The 18,782-nt window shown below is 38.2% G+C and carries 17 protein-coding genes; all 17 read left to right on the top strand.

What is annotated here, in order from left to right; genetic code table 11:
- The first annotated feature begins 34 nt into the window (after positions 1-34).
- The 17 genes from NQ510_RS16340 (at position 35) to NQ510_RS16260 (ending at position 18,766) form a co-directional block, all read left to right on the top strand.
- Positions 35-433 (top strand): hypothetical protein, encoded by a 399-nt coding sequence (locus NQ510_RS16340; RefSeq protein ID WP_005831279.1) that lies wholly within the window; start codon positions 35-37, stop codon positions 431-433.
- A 10-nt stretch (positions 434-443) separates the two neighbouring features.
- Positions 444-1,658: a clostripain-related cysteine peptidase gene (locus NQ510_RS16335; RefSeq protein ID WP_005831277.1), complete on the top strand. Its 1,215-nt coding sequence runs from the start codon at positions 444-446 to the stop codon at positions 1,656-1,658.
- A gap of 178 nt (positions 1,659-1,836) precedes the next feature.
- Complete coding sequence (locus NQ510_RS16330; RefSeq protein WP_034526071.1) at positions 1,837-4,311, top strand: FAD-dependent oxidoreductase; 2,475 nt, start codon at positions 1,837-1,839, stop codon at positions 4,309-4,311.
- 11 nt (positions 4,312-4,322) lie between these two features.
- The gene (locus tag NQ510_RS16325; protein ID WP_005831273.1) at positions 4,323-4,679 is read left to right on the top strand and encodes a MarR family transcriptional regulator; all 357 of its coding nucleotides are present in this window, start codon (positions 4,323-4,325) and stop codon (positions 4,677-4,679) included.
- Positions 4,680-5,274: 595 nt separating this feature from the next.
- Positions 5,275-5,811 (top strand): UpxY family transcription antiterminator, encoded by a 537-nt coding sequence (locus NQ510_RS16320; protein ID WP_034526121.1) that lies wholly within the window; start codon positions 5,275-5,277, stop codon positions 5,809-5,811.
- A 74-nt stretch (positions 5,812-5,885) separates the two neighbouring features.
- Positions 5,886-6,371, top strand: a complete 486-nt coding sequence (locus NQ510_RS16315; RefSeq protein WP_005831269.1) for a UpxZ family transcription anti-terminator antagonist — start codon at positions 5,886-5,888, stop codon at positions 6,369-6,371.
- Positions 6,372-6,415: 44 nt separating this feature from the next.
- Positions 6,416-7,381: a Gfo/Idh/MocA family oxidoreductase gene (locus tag NQ510_RS16310; protein WP_005831267.1), complete on the top strand. Its 966-nt coding sequence runs from the start codon at positions 6,416-6,418 to the stop codon at positions 7,379-7,381.
- 18 nt (positions 7,382-7,399) lie between these two features.
- The gene (locus NQ510_RS16305; protein ID WP_005831265.1) at positions 7,400-8,536 is read left to right on the top strand and encodes a DegT/DnrJ/EryC1/StrS family aminotransferase; all 1,137 of its coding nucleotides are present in this window, start codon (positions 7,400-7,402) and stop codon (positions 8,534-8,536) included.
- Between the two features lie 8 nt (positions 8,537-8,544).
- Positions 8,545-9,117, top strand: a complete 573-nt coding sequence (locus tag NQ510_RS16300) for an acyltransferase (protein WP_005831263.1) — start codon at positions 8,545-8,547, stop codon at positions 9,115-9,117.
- A 44-nt stretch (positions 9,118-9,161) separates the two neighbouring features.
- The gene (locus tag NQ510_RS16295; RefSeq protein WP_005831261.1) at positions 9,162-10,451 is read left to right on the top strand and encodes a nucleotide sugar dehydrogenase; all 1,290 of its coding nucleotides are present in this window, start codon (positions 9,162-9,164) and stop codon (positions 10,449-10,451) included.
- Between the two features lie 80 nt (positions 10,452-10,531).
- Positions 10,532-11,101, top strand: coding sequence for a Panacea domain-containing protein (locus NQ510_RS16290; RefSeq protein ID WP_005831259.1), 570 nt, complete (start codon positions 10,532-10,534; stop codon positions 11,099-11,101).
- Positions 11,098-11,580, top strand: a complete 483-nt coding sequence (locus NQ510_RS16285; RefSeq protein WP_005831258.1) for a hypothetical protein — start codon at positions 11,098-11,100, stop codon at positions 11,578-11,580. Before NQ510_RS16290 ends, NQ510_RS16285 begins: the two co-directional genes overlap by 4 nt.
- 472 nt (positions 11,581-12,052) lie before the next feature.
- Positions 12,053-13,285: a glycosyltransferase gene (locus NQ510_RS16280; protein WP_005831256.1), complete on the top strand. Its 1,233-nt coding sequence runs from the start codon at positions 12,053-12,055 to the stop codon at positions 13,283-13,285.
- Positions 13,286-13,314: 29 nt separating this feature from the next.
- Positions 13,315-14,973 carry an asparagine synthase-related protein gene (locus NQ510_RS16275; protein ID WP_117878504.1) on the top strand — a complete coding sequence of 553 codons (1,659 nt, stop codon included), beginning with the start codon at positions 13,315-13,317 and terminating at the stop codon, positions 14,971-14,973.
- Positions 14,966-16,234 carry an oligosaccharide flippase family protein gene (locus NQ510_RS16270; protein ID WP_008664796.1) on the top strand — a complete coding sequence of 423 codons (1,269 nt, stop codon included), beginning with the start codon at positions 14,966-14,968 and terminating at the stop codon, positions 16,232-16,234. Before NQ510_RS16275 ends, NQ510_RS16270 begins: the two co-directional genes overlap by 8 nt.
- A gap of 4 nt (positions 16,235-16,238) precedes the next feature.
- Complete coding sequence (locus NQ510_RS16265; protein ID WP_005831241.1) at positions 16,239-17,696, top strand: O-antigen polysaccharide polymerase Wzy family protein; 1,458 nt, start codon at positions 16,239-16,241, stop codon at positions 17,694-17,696.
- Entirely contained in the window at positions 17,672-18,766 is a 1,095-nt protein-coding gene (locus NQ510_RS16260; protein ID WP_005831239.1) for a glycosyltransferase, read from the top strand. Before NQ510_RS16265 ends, NQ510_RS16260 begins: the two co-directional genes overlap by 25 nt.
- Positions 18,767-18,782: the final 16 nt, after the last annotated feature.

Genomic DNA, 18,782 nt, shown 5'->3' with positions numbered 1-18,782 from the left:
CATTGATAATTCATAACTTATAACTCATAACTCAATGAAATACGTTCGTATACTTTGTGCCGTAGCTTTGGTTTTTGCGTTGTGTTCGGCTTTTACAATGAAAGATAAGGAAAAGGCTGTATATGCTTTTGGGGTGGCGGCTTCTTTCAATGACTCCATCGTATATTATACAGACATCCAGGTATTGGACAGCGTAGAGCTGGATAAGAATGGATTCTTGCCCAAGCGTGATTTATACACTTACCAGCTTAAGAACTATCTGGAGTACAATCTGAAGAAACCTGATTATACTTGCATGATTTATTTCGCTGAAAACAAGAAAAAGTTGGAAAAAGAGGCTGTAAAGGTAAAAGGCAAGTATAAAAAGAGTAAGAATATGGTTTTGCAGGTGGTGAAGCCTGAGGCTTTCACATTTGCAAAACCGCAGGAATAAGATTTCAAGTATGAAAACAAAACTATATCTTCTTTTTTTCTTCGTTTTCCCCTTGTTCATGTCGGCGTGTCGTGGTGATGACCCGATACCTGATCCTCCGGTTGATGGGAAACGTACTGTGCTGGTATATATGGCAGCGGATAATAGTATAAATCCATTGGCTAGCTTTACGGATGGGGATTTGGAGGAATTGAAAGCTGGGATGGCTTCAATTGATAATACATCTGATATGCATTTATTGGTGTATATAGATACGGGATTTCCTCGTTTGATTGAAATTGAAAATAAAGGTGGTACTGTTGTTGAAACAATAGTCAAAGAATACGAAGATAGAAATTCGTGCGGAGTCGCTGAGACGCAAGAGGTATTCAATGATGTGTTTGGGAATTCTTTATATAAAGCGGAAAGTTATGGTTTGATTTATTGGTCGCATGGGGAAGGATGGATACCTACTCCATTGCCTTCTACTCGCTGGATAGGAAATGATAAGACTGGAGGAGGGCATTATATGAATATTGAGGACTTGAAGTTAGTATTACAGAACGCTCCTCATTTTGATTTTATTATGTTTGATGCTTGCTTTATGCAGTCGGTGGAAGTCGCGTATGAGTTGCGTGATTGTTGCGATTACTATATTGGTTTCCCTGCTGAGAATCCTGGTCCTGGTGCTGCCTATGATAGAATGTTTCCATTTATATTTCAGAAAGGTGCAGCGGTAGAAATGGCTATTGGGACTTTTGCTGCTTATGATGAAATTTATACTGGAAAAATAGGAAGTAATAGCAATTGGACAATGGGCACTGCTATAGATGTGCTGAAATCTTCTGAGCTTGAGAACTTAGCTGCTGCTACAGCAAATGCTTTGTCGGGAGTGACAGCAGATAGAGAAGTTCTTCGGTCATCGGTCTTTGATTATGATCAGCGTAAAGTAGGATCGTCTTATTATGTAGGCTATTATGATTTCGTAGAAATGATGGAAAAACTCGTTGTGGATGAAGTTGCCTTGGATGAATGGAAGCAAGCATATGATGCAGCTTCTGTCTGTTGGAAAAAAACGCCGATGATTTATTCGATGTCTGTTGGTATGTTCTCCATGAAGCGGGCAAATGGGGTTAGCCATTATATACCTTCCACTGCCACTTCTGCTGCTGCTCAAGCTGCTAATGCCGCTTATCGTTCTACCTTATGGTATAGTGCTGTCGGTCTTGCTCGGCTTGGTTGGTAAGCTTATAAAAACTTGCATACTGAACGGATTATTATAGGTGTAAAAACTTGTAATAATCCGTTTTTTTATGCCTATTCTTATTAAAAATGAGTCTTTTAATAATATTTTCCTTTGGAAATTATATTTTATTGAAAATAATTATTTTCTTTGCATCGTCAAACTTAAAAAACGAAGAATTATGAAATATGTAATCATTGGCGGTGTAGCAGGTGGAGCCACGGCAGCCGCCCGACTGAGAAGAGTGGACGAAATGGCTGAAATCCTTTTATTGGAGAAAGGCCCTTACATCTCGTATGCTAATTGTGGTTTACCTTATTATATAGGTGGAGTGATAGCAGAGCGCGAGAAGCTGTTGGTACAGACACCCGAATCTTTCGGCAAGCGCTTCCGCATTGATGTGCGTGTGCAGAATGAAGTAATCGCCATCCATCCCAAAAACAAGACCGTTACCATACGCAATGTGGAAGGCAAGGAGTACGACGAAAGCTATGACAAACTTTTGCTTTCTCCCGGTGCCAACCCCGTGAAGCCCCCCTTGGAAGGCATTAATTCCGAAGGCATCTTCACGTTGCGCAATGTAGAAGATACCGACCATATCAAGGCTTATATCTCGGACAAGCAGGTGAAACGCGCCGTGGTGGTAGGTGCCGGTTTCATCGGATTGGAAATGGCGGAGAACCTGCATCATGCCGGTGTTCATGTGTCTGTAGTCGAAATGGGTAATCAGGTGATGGCGCCTATCGACTTCTCTATGGCGGCACCTATTCATCAGCATTTGTTGCAGAAAGGCGTCTCTCTCTATCTGGAAGAAGGAGTAACCCATTTCAAACGTACGGACAACGGAATCACCGTATTCCTGAAAAGCGGAAAGGCCATTCCTGCCGATATGGTGTTACTCTCCATCGGTGTGCGTCCTGCCACTGCATTGGCGCAACAAGCCGGCTTGAAACTGGGCGAGATGGGCGGTATCTGGGTAGACGAACACTTGGAGACTTCCGAAAAAGACATCTATGCTGTGGGCGATGCCATCGAATATCCTCATCCGCTGACCGGAAAGCCCTGGCTCAATTATCTGGCAAATCCTGCCAACCGCCAGGGACGTATCGTTGCTGATAATATGGTGTTTGGCAATACTGTTTCCTACGAAGGAGCTATCGGCACCTCCATTGCCAAAGTATTCGACATGACGGTAGCCTCTACGGGCCTTGCAGCCAAACGCTTGAAGCAGTGGGGCATGGAATATCAAAGCTCGGTGACTCACTCGGCATCTCATGCCGGTTACTATCCGGATGCCCTACCTTTGACCTTGAAACTGACTTTCCATCCCAAAACCGGTAAACTCTATGGTGCGCAATGTATCGGTTACGAGGGAGTGGACAAGCGAATCGACCAGATAGCCGGACTCATCAAGCGGGGTGGCACAGTCTACGATTTGATGGAGACGGAGCACACGTATGCGCCTCCTTTCTCCTCGGCCAAAGACCCCATCGCTATTGGCGGCTATGTAGCATCGAACATTATCAGCGGTGCAATGCCCGTCATCTCTTGGCGCGAGCTGGTGGAAGAGAAGGATAAAGTGATGCTGATAGATACCCGTACGCCCGAGGAATTCTCTTTCGGCACCATTCCGGGAGCCGTCAATATTCCGTTGGACGAAATGCGCGAGCATTTGGCAGAGATACCTACAGACAAGCCGGTAGTGCTTTTCTGTGCTGTGGGTCTGCGCGGTTATCTGTCCCTGCGCATCCTGATGGGGTGCGGCTATCGCAATGTGCGCAATCTGATAGGTGGTTATAAGACCTACTCCACGGCAACAGCACCTCTGCCGTCTCCATCTGCTCCGGCAGGCGGCGGCTCTTCTTCTTCTTCGGTAGAGGCTGCTACTGATGATGTTCCTGCGGATGCATCAGTGTCCAAGAAGGAAACGTTGAAGATAAATGCTTGCGGTTTGCAATGTCCGGGACCTATCATGCAGGTGAAAAAGGCGATGGATAGCATTGCTGTGGGCGAGCGTGTGGAGATTGTGGCAACCGATGCCGGTTTTGCACGCGATGCTTCTGCCTGGTGTGATACGACGGGAAATAAATTGATAGAGAAGCATGACGAGAAAGGACGCTATACGGTAGTCATCGAGAAAGGTGCTCCGGCTTGTACATCTGCTTCCAATGTTTCCGCAGCCGGGGGTAGGGGAAAGACGCTGATTCTGTTCAGTGACGACCTGGACAAAGCGCTGGCAACCTTCGTACTAGCAAACGGAGCAGCGGCAACGGGACAGAAAGTAACCATTTTCTTCACCTTCTGGGGACTGAACGTCTTGAAGAAAGTGCAGAAACCCAGTGTGCAGAAGGACTTCTTCGGCAAGATGTTCGGCATGATGCTGCCGTCCAGCTCTTTGAAACTGAAGTTGTCGCAGATGAATATGTTTGGCATGGGCAGCCGCATGATGCGCTTCTTGATGAAGCGCAAGGGAGTGGATTCTTTGGAGTCGTTGCGCTCGCAGGCATTGGCGCAGGGAGTGGAATTCATTGCTTGCCAGATGTCTATGGATATGATGGGCATCCAGCACGAAGAACTTCTGGATGAAGTAACCATCGGCGGCGTGGCTACCTATATGGAACGTGCGGACAAGGCAAATGTGAACTTATTTATATAGGAGGACAAGATATGGAGACTTTATGTAAAATCCGTGATGTTTATCGGGCTATTGCCGAGTTCGAGGTGCAGTTTACGCAGATGTATGATTTATCGCTGAATGAAGGAATGCTGTTGTGCACGCTGCTCAATACTCCTAAGCTTACCTCCAGTGAGATAGCCGAGGCACTGGGTTTGTCTGCCTCCAACACTTCAAAGGTCATTCGCTCTGTCGAGGGAAAGAAGCTCATTACCCGTCTGATAGGTAAGGAAGATAAGCGTCAGATGCGTTTTTCTCTTACGACAGAAGGCAAGAACCGGATTTCGGATATTAAGAATGCTACTTTCGAATTGTCGGGGTTGTTGCAGCAGGTAGTTAGCCTCGTATAGTTTTGTGTAAAAGCGAATTAATATCGTGTTTGCAGGAAGTTAATATCCTGCGGACACGATATTTGTTTTTTGTAGGACACGTTATTAACTTCTTGCACGACATGTTGTTAGTATCGTGTATTGCATGCTATAAATTGTTTGTATCTGTTCATGTATACTGTTTTTGTTTTGCTTGAATAAACTGTGTAATTGCTTGTAACACAGAAAGATGGAGGAGATGCTGGAGGAGTTTTTTTAACGTTCGTTTAATAAACGCAAAGATAAGCCGTATTTTTTGAACTAACAAAATGTTTAATAAAAATATTTCCAAAGTAATTTTTATTTCATATTAATGTATTGATTTACAATAATATAAATCTAATATTTAACATCTTAAAGTTTTGTTCCTTTTTAACTTTTATGCCTCTACTTATTTTCTTAAAAATAGACGTTCATTAAACGAACGTCTATTGAACGCTTTTCTACTTCTAATTCGTTCGGTGACAACGTTTTATAAGCACTTGTCTGCAGATACGGTTCGAAAGAGTAAATGACTCAATCGGACCGCGAAGCGTACCCCAAAACAAACTTCCGATTATTTATTAAACTTCTCCAAGTGGTTGAAACACAGAAATATTGGTTCGCAGCCCGTACACTAAGCAAACAAGAATTTGCAGTTAAGAAGCGTATCGAAAATCTTAATTTGGAGGAAGGTATTGATGTGGAGTGTTATCTTCCCACTCGAACTGTAATCTCACAGTTGAAGTACCGTCGGAAGCGTAGCGTGGTTCCGGTTGCCCGTGGATTGATTTTTATTCATGCCACCAAACAGTCTGCTTGTGACATACATAATGTTTATGGTGTTCAGGTTTTCTATATGAAGGATTTTTCCACTCATTCCATGCTGGTTGTTCCCGATAAACAAATGCAGGATTTCATGTTCGTCATGGATTTGAATCCCGAAGGTGTTTGTTTTGACAATGAACCTCTTACCGTTGGCAAAAAGGTTACAGTTGTCAAAGGGGAGTTTAGCGGCATTGAAGGTGAAATCGCCACAGAAGCCAACAAGACTTATGTTGTTATCCGCATTACGGGTGTTTTAGTAGCAAGCATTAAAGTACCCAAATCCTATCTGAAGGCAATTAATGACTAAGCGACTCTCTGTCATCCTAATCTTCTCGAAAGATATTTTTTCTTCCCGATAAATAATAAAAAATCAATATAAAGATGAATTCTTTACTTTCCCGTGCTCTTGAGCTTCAACGGATGGCTCATGAACTTATGTATTTGGATACGAATGGTAGTCCTATTTATTCTGATGAATTCTGTCGTTTAAATAAAGAAGTTCTGACCCGTTCCGATTCTTTATTTTCCGAACAAAGCTCTGATATTGAAGAAGAGGGAAATCTGTGTCTTGCTCTGCTGATGGGGTATAATGCCACTATCTATGATAATGGAGATAAGGAGCGGAAAAAACAGGTTATTTTGGATCGTATCTACAATATTATGAGTCAACTTCCGGCATCTTTATTAAAAATGCGTTTACTGACATGGGGATATAGTGAAACGTATGATGAAGAATTGGCTCATGAAGCACATCAACTTATTGAAACGTGGAATATTTCAGACTTAACGGATGAACAGAAGGAAATAATAGAAGAATTGAGAAATTTCGAGGAGAATCAATATCCGTGGGAAGAAGTGCAAGAATAAATTTCCGCAAATCTATCAGGTTCTTAATATTACAATTATAATCAATGAAAAATTTTGCATTAATTGGAGCGGCGGGTTACATTGCTCCCCGTCATCTGCGTGCCATCAAGGACACCGGAAACCGCTTGGTTGCGGCTTATGATAAATTTGACAGTGTTGGGATTATGGATAGTTTTTTTCCGGAAGCATCCTTTTTTGTCGAACATGAATTGTTTGACCGTCACTGTACGAAACTGAAAGGTACTGACAAGCAAGTTGATTATGTCTCTATTTGTACTCCTAATTATCTTCATGATGCACACATGCGTTATGGGTTGCGTTTGGGGACTGATGTGATTTGCGAAAAGCCCTTGGTCTTGAATCCTTGGAATGTGGATGCCTTGGAAGAAGTGGAGAAAGAAACCGGACACCATATTTATACAATACTTCAACTTCGTCTGCACCAGTCTATTATTGATTTGAAGAAGAAAATAGAGAACGGTCCTAAAGATAAAATTTATGATGTGGACTTGACGTATATCACTTCACGTGGCAATTGGTATTATACAAGCTGGAAAGGTGATGTACACAAGAGTGGGGGAATTGCGACCAATATCGGCGTGCATTTTTATGATATGCTTTCATGGGTGTTTGGTCCTGTAAAGAAGAATATTGTTCATGTATATACACATGACCGTGCAGCAGGATATCTGGAGTTGGAAAGAGCGCGTGTCCGTTATTTTTTAAGTATAAATTCAGACAATCTTCCTGAAAATGCAGTACAAGGGGAGAAGCTTACTTATCGTACAATCAATATTGACGGTGAAGAATTTGAATTCAGCAAAGGTTTTACGGAATTGCACACTGAAAGCTATAAGGATATTCTTGCCGGTAAAGGTTTTGGTATTGAGGATGCACGTAATGCAATCAATATCGTGTATGATATTCGTCATGCAGAACCCATCGGTTTGAAAGGTGACTACCATCCTTTGGCAAAACTGCCTTTAGCCAAACATCCATTTGGGTGGTAAATAATTCTTGAGAATGAAATGGTTATGGATATGAAACTTCAAATGGTTGACCTTCATGGTCAATATTTAAAGATAAAAAAGGAAGTGGATACGGGTATTCGGCAAGTCATTGAAACTTCTGCTTTTATTAATGGCCCTCAAGTAAAAGAATTCGCTTCCAATCTGGCAACTTATTCCGGTTGTAAACATGTAATAACTTGTGGTAACGGGACAGATGCTCTTCAGATAGCATTGATGTCTTTAGGCTTGAAACCGGGAGATGAGGTTATAGTGCCTGCATTTACGTATGTTGCTTCTGCAGAGGTGATTGGCCTTTTAGGTTTGATTCCTGTGATGGTGGATGTAGATTATGCCACTTTTAATGTGACAGCTGCCAATTTGGAAAAGGCGCTAAGCCCGAAGACAAAGGCTATTATCCCGGTACATCTTTTCGGTCAGTCTTGTGATATGGAGCCTATCATGCAGTTTGCTGTAAAACATCACTTGTATGTTGTGGAGGACAATGCACAAGCCATCGGTGCTACATATACTTTTTCCGATGGCACTAAGAAACATACCGGTACCATTGGTCATATAGGATGTACTTCATTTTTCCCTTCAAAAAATTTGGGCTGTTATGGTGATGGAGGAGCAATCCTTACCAATGATGATGTATTGGCCGAACAGCTTCGTATGATAGCCAATCATGGTCAGCGGATAAAGTATCACCATGCGGTTATCGGATGTAATTCTCGTCTGGATACTGTTCAAGCTGCGGTTTTGAACGCCAAATTGAAACATTTGGATGAATATTGCCTTGCTCGCCGTGAAGCGGCACAATATTACACTTCACATTTGAAGGATGTGCGAGGCATCATTACGCCGGAAGAGTTGCCTCAAAGTACTCATGTTTATCATCAATATACTTTGAAGGTATTAGATGGTAAACGTGATGCCTTGAAACAGCATTTGGCAGATGCCGGTATTCCTAGTATGATTTATTATCCGTTGCCCTTACAGCAACAAGAGGCATTCCAAAAAATAACACGTGCTGCAGAGTCTTTGGATAATGCTGAAAAATTGGCATATTCCGTTCTTTCCCTTCCTGTTCACACCGAACTGACTACTGAGCAGCAGGATTTGGTTATTGATAGCATAAAAGATTTCTTTAAATAAATACACCTATGCAAGATTTTTTTGCTCATGAAACAGCAACCATCGATGATGGTTGCCGGATTGGTGCGGGTACAAAGATATGGCATTATAGTCATATCATGTCCGGATGTGTGCTTGGAGAAAGATGCAATATCGGTCAGAATGTGGTGATTTCTCCAGATGTGGTATTAGGGAATAATGTAAAGGTTCAGAACAATGTATCAGTCTATACTGGTGTGACGTGTGAAGATGATGTTTTTTTAGGTCCTTCTTGTGTCTTTACCAATGTTACCAATCCTCGTAGTGCTGTCAACCGTAAATCCGAGTACGCCAAAACTCATGTTGGCAAAGGTGCCACTATTGGTGCCAATGCCACCATCGTTTGTGGACACGATATTGGTGAATACGCATTTATCGGTGCCGGTGCGGTAGTTACTAAAACTGTTCCTGCTTATGCTTTATTGGTTGGTAATCCTGCCCGTCAGATGGGTTGGATGAGTGAATACGGTCATAGGCTTGACTTTGATGAAGATGGGGTTGCAGTTTGTCCGGAGAGTAAGGAACGTTATCGGTTGAAAGAAGGTAAGGTTGCTAAACTTTAATTTTTAGTTCTTTAATTTTTAATTTTTAATTTTGTTTGAAGGTTATGTATAATAAGTTAGTAAATAAAGAGGCTAAACTGGCATTGGTCGGTTTAGGTTATGTAGGTTTGCCCATTGCTCTGGAATTTGCAAAGAAGATTTCAGTAATTGGTTTTGATATAAATGAGTCACGTTTGGCAAAGATGCGCGAGGGGATTGATCCTTGTGGGGAACTGGATGGTTCAGCCTTTGAAAATGTAGATATAGAGTTTACTTCCTCTATTGAGAAGTTGAAGGAAGCTTCTTTCTTCATTGTAGCCGTTCCTACTCCAATTGACAAATACAATAAGCCGGATTTGACCCCGTTGTTAGGTGCTTCCCGTTCAGTAGCTAAAGCCTTGAAACCGGGTGATTATGTAGTTTATGAATCTACGGTCTATCCGGGCTGTACGGAAGACGACTGCCTTCCCATTTTGGAAGAGGTAAGCGGATTGAAAGCCGGCATAGATTTTAAATACGGCTATTCTCCGGAGCGTATCAATCCGGGAGAAAAGGTGCATACTCTGCCCAACACGATTAAGATTGTTTCTGGTTGCGATTCAGAAGCTTTGGATGTTGTGGCCAAAGTATATGAGCTTGTAGTAAAACCGGGCGTCCATCGTGCACCGAATGTAAAAGTTGCTGAAGCGGCAAAGATTATTGAGAATACTCAGCGTGATGTCAATATTGCCTTGATGAATGAGCTTTCCATTATTTTCAGCCGTATAGGTATCAATACTTACGATGTGTTGGAAGCTGCCGGAACCAAATGGAACTTTTTGAAATTCTATCCGGGTTTGGTAGGAGGGCACTGCATCGGCGTCGACCCTTATTATTTGGTTCAGAAAGCCAGCGAGTTGAAATATCATTGCCAGATAATCAGTGCGGGCCGTTATATAAACGACAGTATGGGCGGATATATCGCTAAGAAGCTCGTAAAGCGTTTGATATCATTAGGCAAGGGTGTACTTGGTGCCCGTGTCCTTGTGATGGGGGTTACTTTCAAGGAGAACGTAGCGGATATCCGTAATTCAAAAGTTGTTGATATTATTAATGAACTCAGGGACTTCGGGTGCGATGTAGATGTGGTTGATCCACACGCAGACAGTGATGAAGTTCAGAAAGAATACGGTTTCCGATTGGTGGAAAAACCGCGAGATAATTATGATGCAGTGGTTGTAGCTGTGGCTCATGATGAATACAAGAATCTGGATGATAAATACTTCAAGGGTATGACGTACGATCATGCGGTGCTTGTGGATATTAAAGGAATGTATAGAGATAAGATTCATTCGTTGAAGTATTGGAGTTTGTAGTGAAAAGACTATCTTTGCGGTAGATATAAATACAAAAAGAGGAGTGAACTTTGCTCTTTGGTGAAAAATAGGAGGATATAATGATGACTACGGATGACATGTTGAAATTAAAAGCTGTTACTCTCTATATTTTAAAGCAATGTGGCGAGTTGGATTTCATCCATTTGTTCAAAATTCTATATTTTGCGGAGCGCCAACATTATGCTACTTACGGGAAGCATCTGGTGAAGGATACGTTCTGTGCGTTGGAGCGTGGTCCTGTTCCTTCTTTTTTGTATGATGCCGTGAAGGTTGCAACAAATTCGGCTCATGCTGTAAAAGGTTCCTTGTTGCAGCAATTAGCGGATTCATTAAAACCGGGAAATGCAGAATGTTACTATTTTATAGGAGCTGCCGAAGAACCGGATATGGATGAGTTGAGTAAGGCTGACCTTGCGTGTTTGGATGCTTCCATAAAAGAAAATTTGCAGAAGGATGCAAAGCAATTGTCCAAAGATTCGCATGATGTAGCTTGGCAAACGGCATGGGATGCAAGGAGTGCATCACCTATGAATCCGCTATTGATGGCTCAGGCAGGAGGCGCAACTTCCGGATTTGTAGAATATCTGAAAGAACAATCTGAGATTGACGATTATTTGCAGGGCAGATGAAGAAAGGAACCTTTGAAGACCTTTTACCGCAAGAAACGGTAGAACGCATGTTGCTGTCCAATGTATCTGTTGGTGAGGTGTTCAGAATGCACTTGGGGAAAGAAGAGAACATCAAGGGTAAGAATCCGGGAGATGATGGCCGCAATAAATATTTTGTTGTCTTGGGACATGATTTAGATGGAAATGCCATAGGAGTTGTTATTATAGACACAAAAATAAATCCTAATTTGCCTCTAAGACGGCAACAGATGCACTATCAATTGTCTGCAAAGAAATATGCTTTTCTAAAAGAGAAAGATCGTTTTGTAGATTGTTCTGATTTGAAAACGATTACTGGTAAGCGTTTTAAAGAACTGTTTGGGAACGATAAAGCTAAAGGTATCATTATGCAAGATGACCTCGAACTGATTAAAGGTGCTGTGATTAGCTATGAAGATGCTTCGCCTAAAATGTTAAGGCGTTTTGGATTATTGCTTTAAGTATGTGTTTCCTTTGTTGATTACTATTCTGATATGAGTTCCATAGAAAAATTAATGTTGCTTGACGAATTTTTCGCATTGCGCAAAGCTAATCGGGAAGAGAGGGAAAAACTTTGAGAGAAATCTACCTACTAGATAGGATGTTTGTTTTGGAGTATTTGATTTTTTTATGGATTTGACAAAAGATGTGGGACCATGAGAATCTGCTTAATGATTATCAGAATAAATGCTAGTGATATTTAAAAAGGGGGGCACTTTTGCTTTGCTTTATAATTTATAGAGGTCATAATTCAAGCTGTGTCAGTTCTTAATCCATTGAGTAAATCATATTTTACTTCGGATAAACACTTGAATATCAATATAAATACAAGTAGTAATCTACTGATAAAAAGAAAAATGCAAAGATTGACACAGTTTAAATTACGTCCCCCTAATTTTAATATTTTATCTTTCTATAGTTTGCTATCTTGTAATGGCTAAAAAAGCATTAGTTTTAATTACTAACTCTTTCCCTTTTGGTAAAGGAGAAACTTTTGTAGATAATGAAATTCGCTATTATAGCAAGTTTTATCCTGTTTACGTTGTTTCTATAGATAATGTTTGTCCACAGCGCTTTTTGAACATCCCTAATAATATTAGCATTTATCAAATGCCTAAATTGAGTAGATGTAATAAAATAATCTGGTATCTACGTTCTCTTCTCAGGCAAGTCTTTTATGAAGAATTACTATTTTTGCTAAAAGAAAGAAATTATTTTTTTTCGAGACTGCATTCTTTGATTGCATTTATTGGTTTAGGTGAAAGGGTGTTTATTTTTCTAACAAAGAATATATCTAATAAAATTGAAGGACATGATACGGTCTGTTATAGTTATTGGCTGCATCATGGAGCTTATGCTGCAGTTCGTTTTAAGAAAAAGTTTTCAGCAAGAGCAGTAGCTCGGTGTCATGGGTATGATTTATATGCAGATAGGTATATCTCTAATTATTTACCTTTGAGATTCTATTTATCAAGTTACCTGGATGTTATATTTCCAATATCTAAGCATGGCTTGGATTATTTAAAAGGTAATATTTTTATTTCTAAGAGTTGTAAACTAGAAGTTTCTCGTTTGGGCACTTTTGATTATGGAATTAAAAGTAATGTACATTTGGAAGGAACACTTCGATTGGTATCTTGTTCTTGGATTGTGCCAGTCAAGAGGGTTCATAGGATATTAGAAACATTGCAACAAATAGTTGATATAAATATTGAATGGACACATATTGGTGGAGGAGCATTAAAAGAGAGGTTGGAATTAGATATAGAAAAACTACCTAAGAATATAAAAGTAAATTTGCTGGGGGAATTGACATCTACAGATATTTATAAATTATATAAGGAAAACTCTTATCATATTTTTGTGAATGTTAGTGAATCAGAAGGTATTCCTGTTTCTATTATGGAGGCTTCATCTTTTGGCATTCCTGTGATTGCGACCAACGTGGGTGGAGTGGGAGAAATTGTAGAAAATGGGTATAATGGTTTATTACTGAATAAAGATTTCTTGAATAGAGATTTGAGTGTTTGTTTGAAATCTATTGCTTGTATGGTAGATAATGATTATCAGACTTTAAGAAAACATGCTAGAGAAATGTGGGAAGAAAGATATAATTCTTCTGTGAATTATAGCAAATTTGTGCGAATATTGAATGAGTTGTTTTGACTTTAAGGACTTTATAAAGATATATAGAGATGGAAAAGCAGACGATAGGTTGGATGTTTATGTTGTCGGGAAAAAATGGAATTGTCCGGGTGAAGGTAAATTTTGATGATAGATTTAAGGATGATAAGTTTTATTGTGATAACGAGAAGATTACTATTGTTTCTGATGGGGTGATTTTAAATAAGTCGGAGCTGTTCGCAAAATATAAGGTTACAACTCTTGAGGATTTACTTTTTTTATTATTAAAAAAAGATGAATTTACTTTTTTTAAAGAATTTATAGGCCCATTCAATGGATTTTATCGTAATAAAGAAACTGGAGTGCTTATTGTTTGGGGAAATCAGACGGGTGATAGTGCTCCTTTTTATTATGTAGGAGTGGATGGTAATGTTGTAGTTAGTAATAAATTTAACTTGGTATATGAAGAGTTAAAGCGGAATGGAATGGTATATTCGTTTTCGGATAAAGCCGCTTACCAATTGCTTTCTTTCGGTTATATGGTAGATGATTCTACATTCTTAAAAGAGGTGAAGAGGGTGAGAGCTGGAAAGTATTTGTTTGTGAGTGAGAAAGGAATGAATATCAAGGAATGGCATCGTTTTTCCTATAAAGTAAAAATAGATATGGGAATGAACGAGGCGATAGAGTTAATTGATCAAGGTTTCAGAAAGGCTGTTAAACGTTGTTTTGACAAAGATACGGAGTATGGATATAAATATCATTTGGTGGATTTAAGTGGTGGTTTAGATTCTCGAATGACAACTTGGGTTGCTCATGATATGGGTTATAGAAATATTGTTAATATCTGTTATTCACAATCAACTAGTCTGGATTGCCAATATGCAAAAGATGTTGCCCACTTTTTGGGTAACCAATTTTATGTAAAGTATTTGGATGAAGCTTCGTTTGTGCGAGAAGTGGAGGAAGTTACGAAAAAGAATTTTGGCATGGGATATTATGCGGGAATTACCGGGGGAAATCAGTTTTTGAAATTTTTGAATTTTAGAGTCTTGGGTTTAGAACATACAGGGCAATTGGGGGATTTGATTGTAGGAGGAGGATATTTAAAATCCTTACGCGAAGATACAATAGATGTGAATGGAATTAAATATTCCAATAGGGTTTCATGTGAAGATATAAATGTTTCGGGATATGAGGGCCATGAATTGATGTCTCTTTATCTTCGTGGTTTTCAAGGTGCATTATCAACTCATTATATTCGTTCGAATTATACATATGCTGTTTCTCCTTTTATTGATCCAGAGTTTATAGATATTTGTTTTTCTATCCCTAAATGTTTGCGTATATATAACAGGCTTTATTGGACATGGATTAATAAAAAATATCCGATGGCGGGTAAAATTCAATCTACTCGTAAGCAAAGGACTCGTTTTTTTATTTTTCAGAAATTGATGCAGCTTGTTCAAGGGGGATTTCGCAGAGGCTTGCACATAATTGGAAGTCGCCATTTTAGCCATAATAAGCGTGATATGAATCCTTTTGAATTTTGGTATGCTACAAATCCTGGAATAAGGAACTTTGTTAACACTTATTATGAGGAACATATTCATTTATTAGATGGATACAAGAAGTTACAAGCGGACTCTATGATGCTTTTTAATCAAGGGAGTGTGATTGAGAAGTTACAGGTTTTGACAATACTTGCTGCGAGAAAGATTTATGCGTAATAATACGGTAATTCTTATTAAGAATTTGGCACAACGTGGCTTGATGCATATGTTTGGTGCGAATGTCTTTAATAAAATCATTTCTTTTTCAGGAACTATTTTGTTAGTCCGCATTTTATCAAAGGGAGAATATGGGGTATATGCTTATGTCCAAAATATTTTGTCTTTTTTTTTGTTATTGAACGGTTTGGGAGTCGTTTCAGGGTTGTTGCAATATGGTTCAGTGTATAGGAATTCTCCTTTGATGTACGCATTTTTTAAATACGGTTTAAGAAGGGGAGTGATCGCAAATATTATATTGGCTTTTGGAATCGGATTATTTGGTTTGTTATTTGTCAAAGATTCTTCTACAAGTATTTTATTTGTGATTATTTCTTTTATACCTGTCTTTACAATTATTTATGAGATTTTCCAAATTTATAATTTAGTACTTCGAAATAACAAATTTTATTCTTTATATACTTCTTTGAATACAGTATTGGTTATGGGAGGGACTGTAGTTGGAGCATATTTTTTAGGTGTGAAGGGAATTTTTGCTTTTACTTATATTGCTTTGTTAGGTTGTATTGGGGCAGGAATGGTTTATTTAAAAAGAGGTGGGTGGATATGGTGTGATGCAAGAGTTGTAATAACAAAGGAGGAGGCATCAGAGTTTAATCGTTTTTCATTAGTTTCAATGTTCAATAATGGGGTATCATTTTTGGTTTATATTATTGATGTTTTTCTTATTGGGGTTATTACTGAAGATATGAATGTTCTAGCATCTTATAAGACAGCTACACTTATCCCTTTTGCTTTGACGTTTATTCCTTCGACTATAATGACGTTTGTTTATCCTTACTTTGCCAATCATCAAAATGATAAGAATTGGGTGCGCAACCATTATATGAAATTACTAAAATATTGTTTGGGATTAAATTTGTGTATTTCTCTTTTTCTTATTTTTTTCTCAAAGTTGATTGTTCAGATTTGTTTTGGCAAAGAGTATTTGGACTGCGTATCCATATTTATTGTTTTGGCGATCGGTTATTTCTTTACAGCCTCTTTGCGGATTCCAGGAGGAAATGTATTGGCTTCTTTAGGGAAAATTAAAGTGAATTTTTATATTACGGTTGCTATGGGGCTTTTTAATATCATAGCAGATGTGGTTCTAATATATTGGATGGGAAGTATCGGGGCGGCAATAAGTACGTTGTCGGTGTTTTTATTGTCTGGTCTTGTGTCTAATCTTTATTTGTACAGATATTTGTTGTCAAAGTAATTATATGCGGAGAATACGAACGGCATATCTTTTCTTTTTCTTATTTCTCGGGCTTTTCAGTTTCGTAATAGGTTTATTGTATCAAGTGTATCTTTTTTCATTAGGAGCTATATTTTCGGTTTGGATATTAAGTATGATCTATGCAATAGCAGACCTAAATAAACGATATGTATTTGCTCTGTTTAATGTTACATTTTTTACTTTTTTATTGAGTAGATTGTTTATTTCTCCCATTTTCGGTGAATTACAGTCAGAAGAAGGATTAAATTTTAGTTCTCCGCAGATTATAAATCATATTTTGTTTTCCCTGTATTTAAGTTTATTTTTTTTATTTGTTGGATTCTATATGTTTCAAGATAAGCGGATTGTGTGGTTTAAGCAAAAAGAAAGGACTAAGTATGCTTCGGACATTGTAAAATTCCGGAAAAAACTGTTTTTGCCTTTTCTTTATGTATGTGCAGTTGCTGCTTGTTGTATCAATATTGAAAAAATGTTGTTTGTTCTGTCTAATTCTTATTTGAGTTATTATACAGATTTCAGTTCTAGACTTCCTCATTTCATTGGGTTTATAGGTAGTTCATTTAATTTGTTTTTTTTCTTGTATTTATCGACTATGCCTTCGAAACGGGAATTGAAATATCCTTTTTTAGTATTTCTATTAATTAATACTTTATCATTAGGGTACGGACAGCGTAACGGAGTCGTTTTAGCATTTTGCTTTTTGATTGCTTATTTGATTCTGAGAAATACGGTAAATTCTGGTGGTAAGGTATGGTTTGGCAAACGTGAATATATTATTTGTGGTATAATAACTCCTTTTGCCCTTTCTTTTTTACTTGCGTTCGGGTATATACGAAATGAGCTAGATCATGAATCAAAAAATATTTTTGATTCGGCAATTAGTTTTTTTCAAGGTCAAGGGGTTAGTGTAAATGTCATCGGTTATGCAAAAGAGTGTGAGGGGACGTATCCTGAAACGAATATCAGTTATACATTCGGACCTATTATACAGGAGCTTAAACATAATCCTGTTAGCAATTTTTTCGGGTTGTTTCCTTTTTATAAGTCACAGGAATTAGAAGCTGTTTATCATAATAATAATTTTGGAGCAACGATTACTTATTTGGTAGATCCTCAACGTTTTTTAGGTGGAGGTGGGTTGGGAAGTTCATATATAGCAGAGGCATGGGTTGATTTTGGATATGTCGGAATTATTGTGGTGAATTTTGTATTCGGAATCCTTTTGTCACAGTTGCATAAATGGTTTAGACAGGGTGGTTTTATTGCCGTGATGGGGATGCTAATGTTTTCAGGGTTATTATATGCTCCACGTGGATCAGTATCGGATTGTATATATCCGATTATAAATTTTAGAAATGCATTTTTGCTTGTTTTCATTTATTTAATATTGAAAACGTTTTATAAAAATAAAAAGAAATGGAGAAGAGTATACAGAGGATGATTTTTCATATTCCCATGAGAATTAATCGGGAACGGGCTTCTGCAAGTTCAATTCGTCCTGTCAAGATGATTGAAGCATTTGAAAGATTAGGTTACGAAGTCATATTAATTGAAGGAAATGCTTCTCAACGTAAAAAACGAATAAAAGAAATAAAACACAATATTAGAAAAGGTGTAACTTATGATTTCTTGTATAGCGAATCCTCGACAATGCCAACTTTATTGACTGAAAAGCATCATTGTCCTACTCACCCCTTTTTAGATTTCTCTTTTTTTTCATTTTGTAGAAAACACGGAATTAAAATTGGCTTATTTTATCGGGATATTTATTGGAAATTTGAACTTTATGGCTCCTCTATAAAAAAAAATATCGCCAAATATTTTTATCGCTATGATTTGTTGAGATATAAGCAATTGGTTGATGTATTATATCTTCCCTCAACAAAGATGCTTGATTATATTCCTATAAAATTGAATATGCCTGTTTTTGCTTTACCATCGGGATTAAACGTTGATTTTTTGCAAGAAAACCTTACTCACAAGGACAAGAAATTGAGTTTGTTATATGTTGGAGGTATTGGAGGAGTATATGACTTGAAACAATTCGTAAAAGCTGTTGGTAATATTCCTGAAGTTCATCTAACAATATGTTGTAGGAAAGATGATTGGGAGAGGGAAAAAACACAATATGGGATACTTCCTTTAAATGTTCGAATAGTGCATGGTACAAAAGAAGAAGTTAAAAAAATGTTTTCCCAAACAGATTTGTTTTGTATATTAATAAATCCTGTGGAATATTTAAATTTTGCAGTTCCTTATAAATTGTTTGAATCATTGGGATATGGTTGTCCACTATTAGGAACTAATCATACGATGACAGGAGATTTTATATCTGAAAAAAAAATAGGTTATACTTGTAATTATACGGCAAAAGATATAGAAAAACAGCTTTTGTTTATACTGGATAATAAGACAGATCTTGTTTTGCTTAGAGAACAGGTAAAACAAATAGCTTTAGAGCATACGTGGGAAAAACGATGTTTGACTGTGATTGAAAGTCTACATTCATAGGTTTATGCTAATTGAG

This window comes from Bacteroides uniformis (genome assembly GCF_025147485.1).
In the GTDB taxonomy this organism is placed as follows: Bacteria; Bacteroidota; Bacteroidia; order Bacteroidales; family Bacteroidaceae; genus Bacteroides; species Bacteroides uniformis.
Note: the sequence above shows the minus strand (reverse complement) of the source record. Positions and strands in the feature narration are given on the sequence as shown.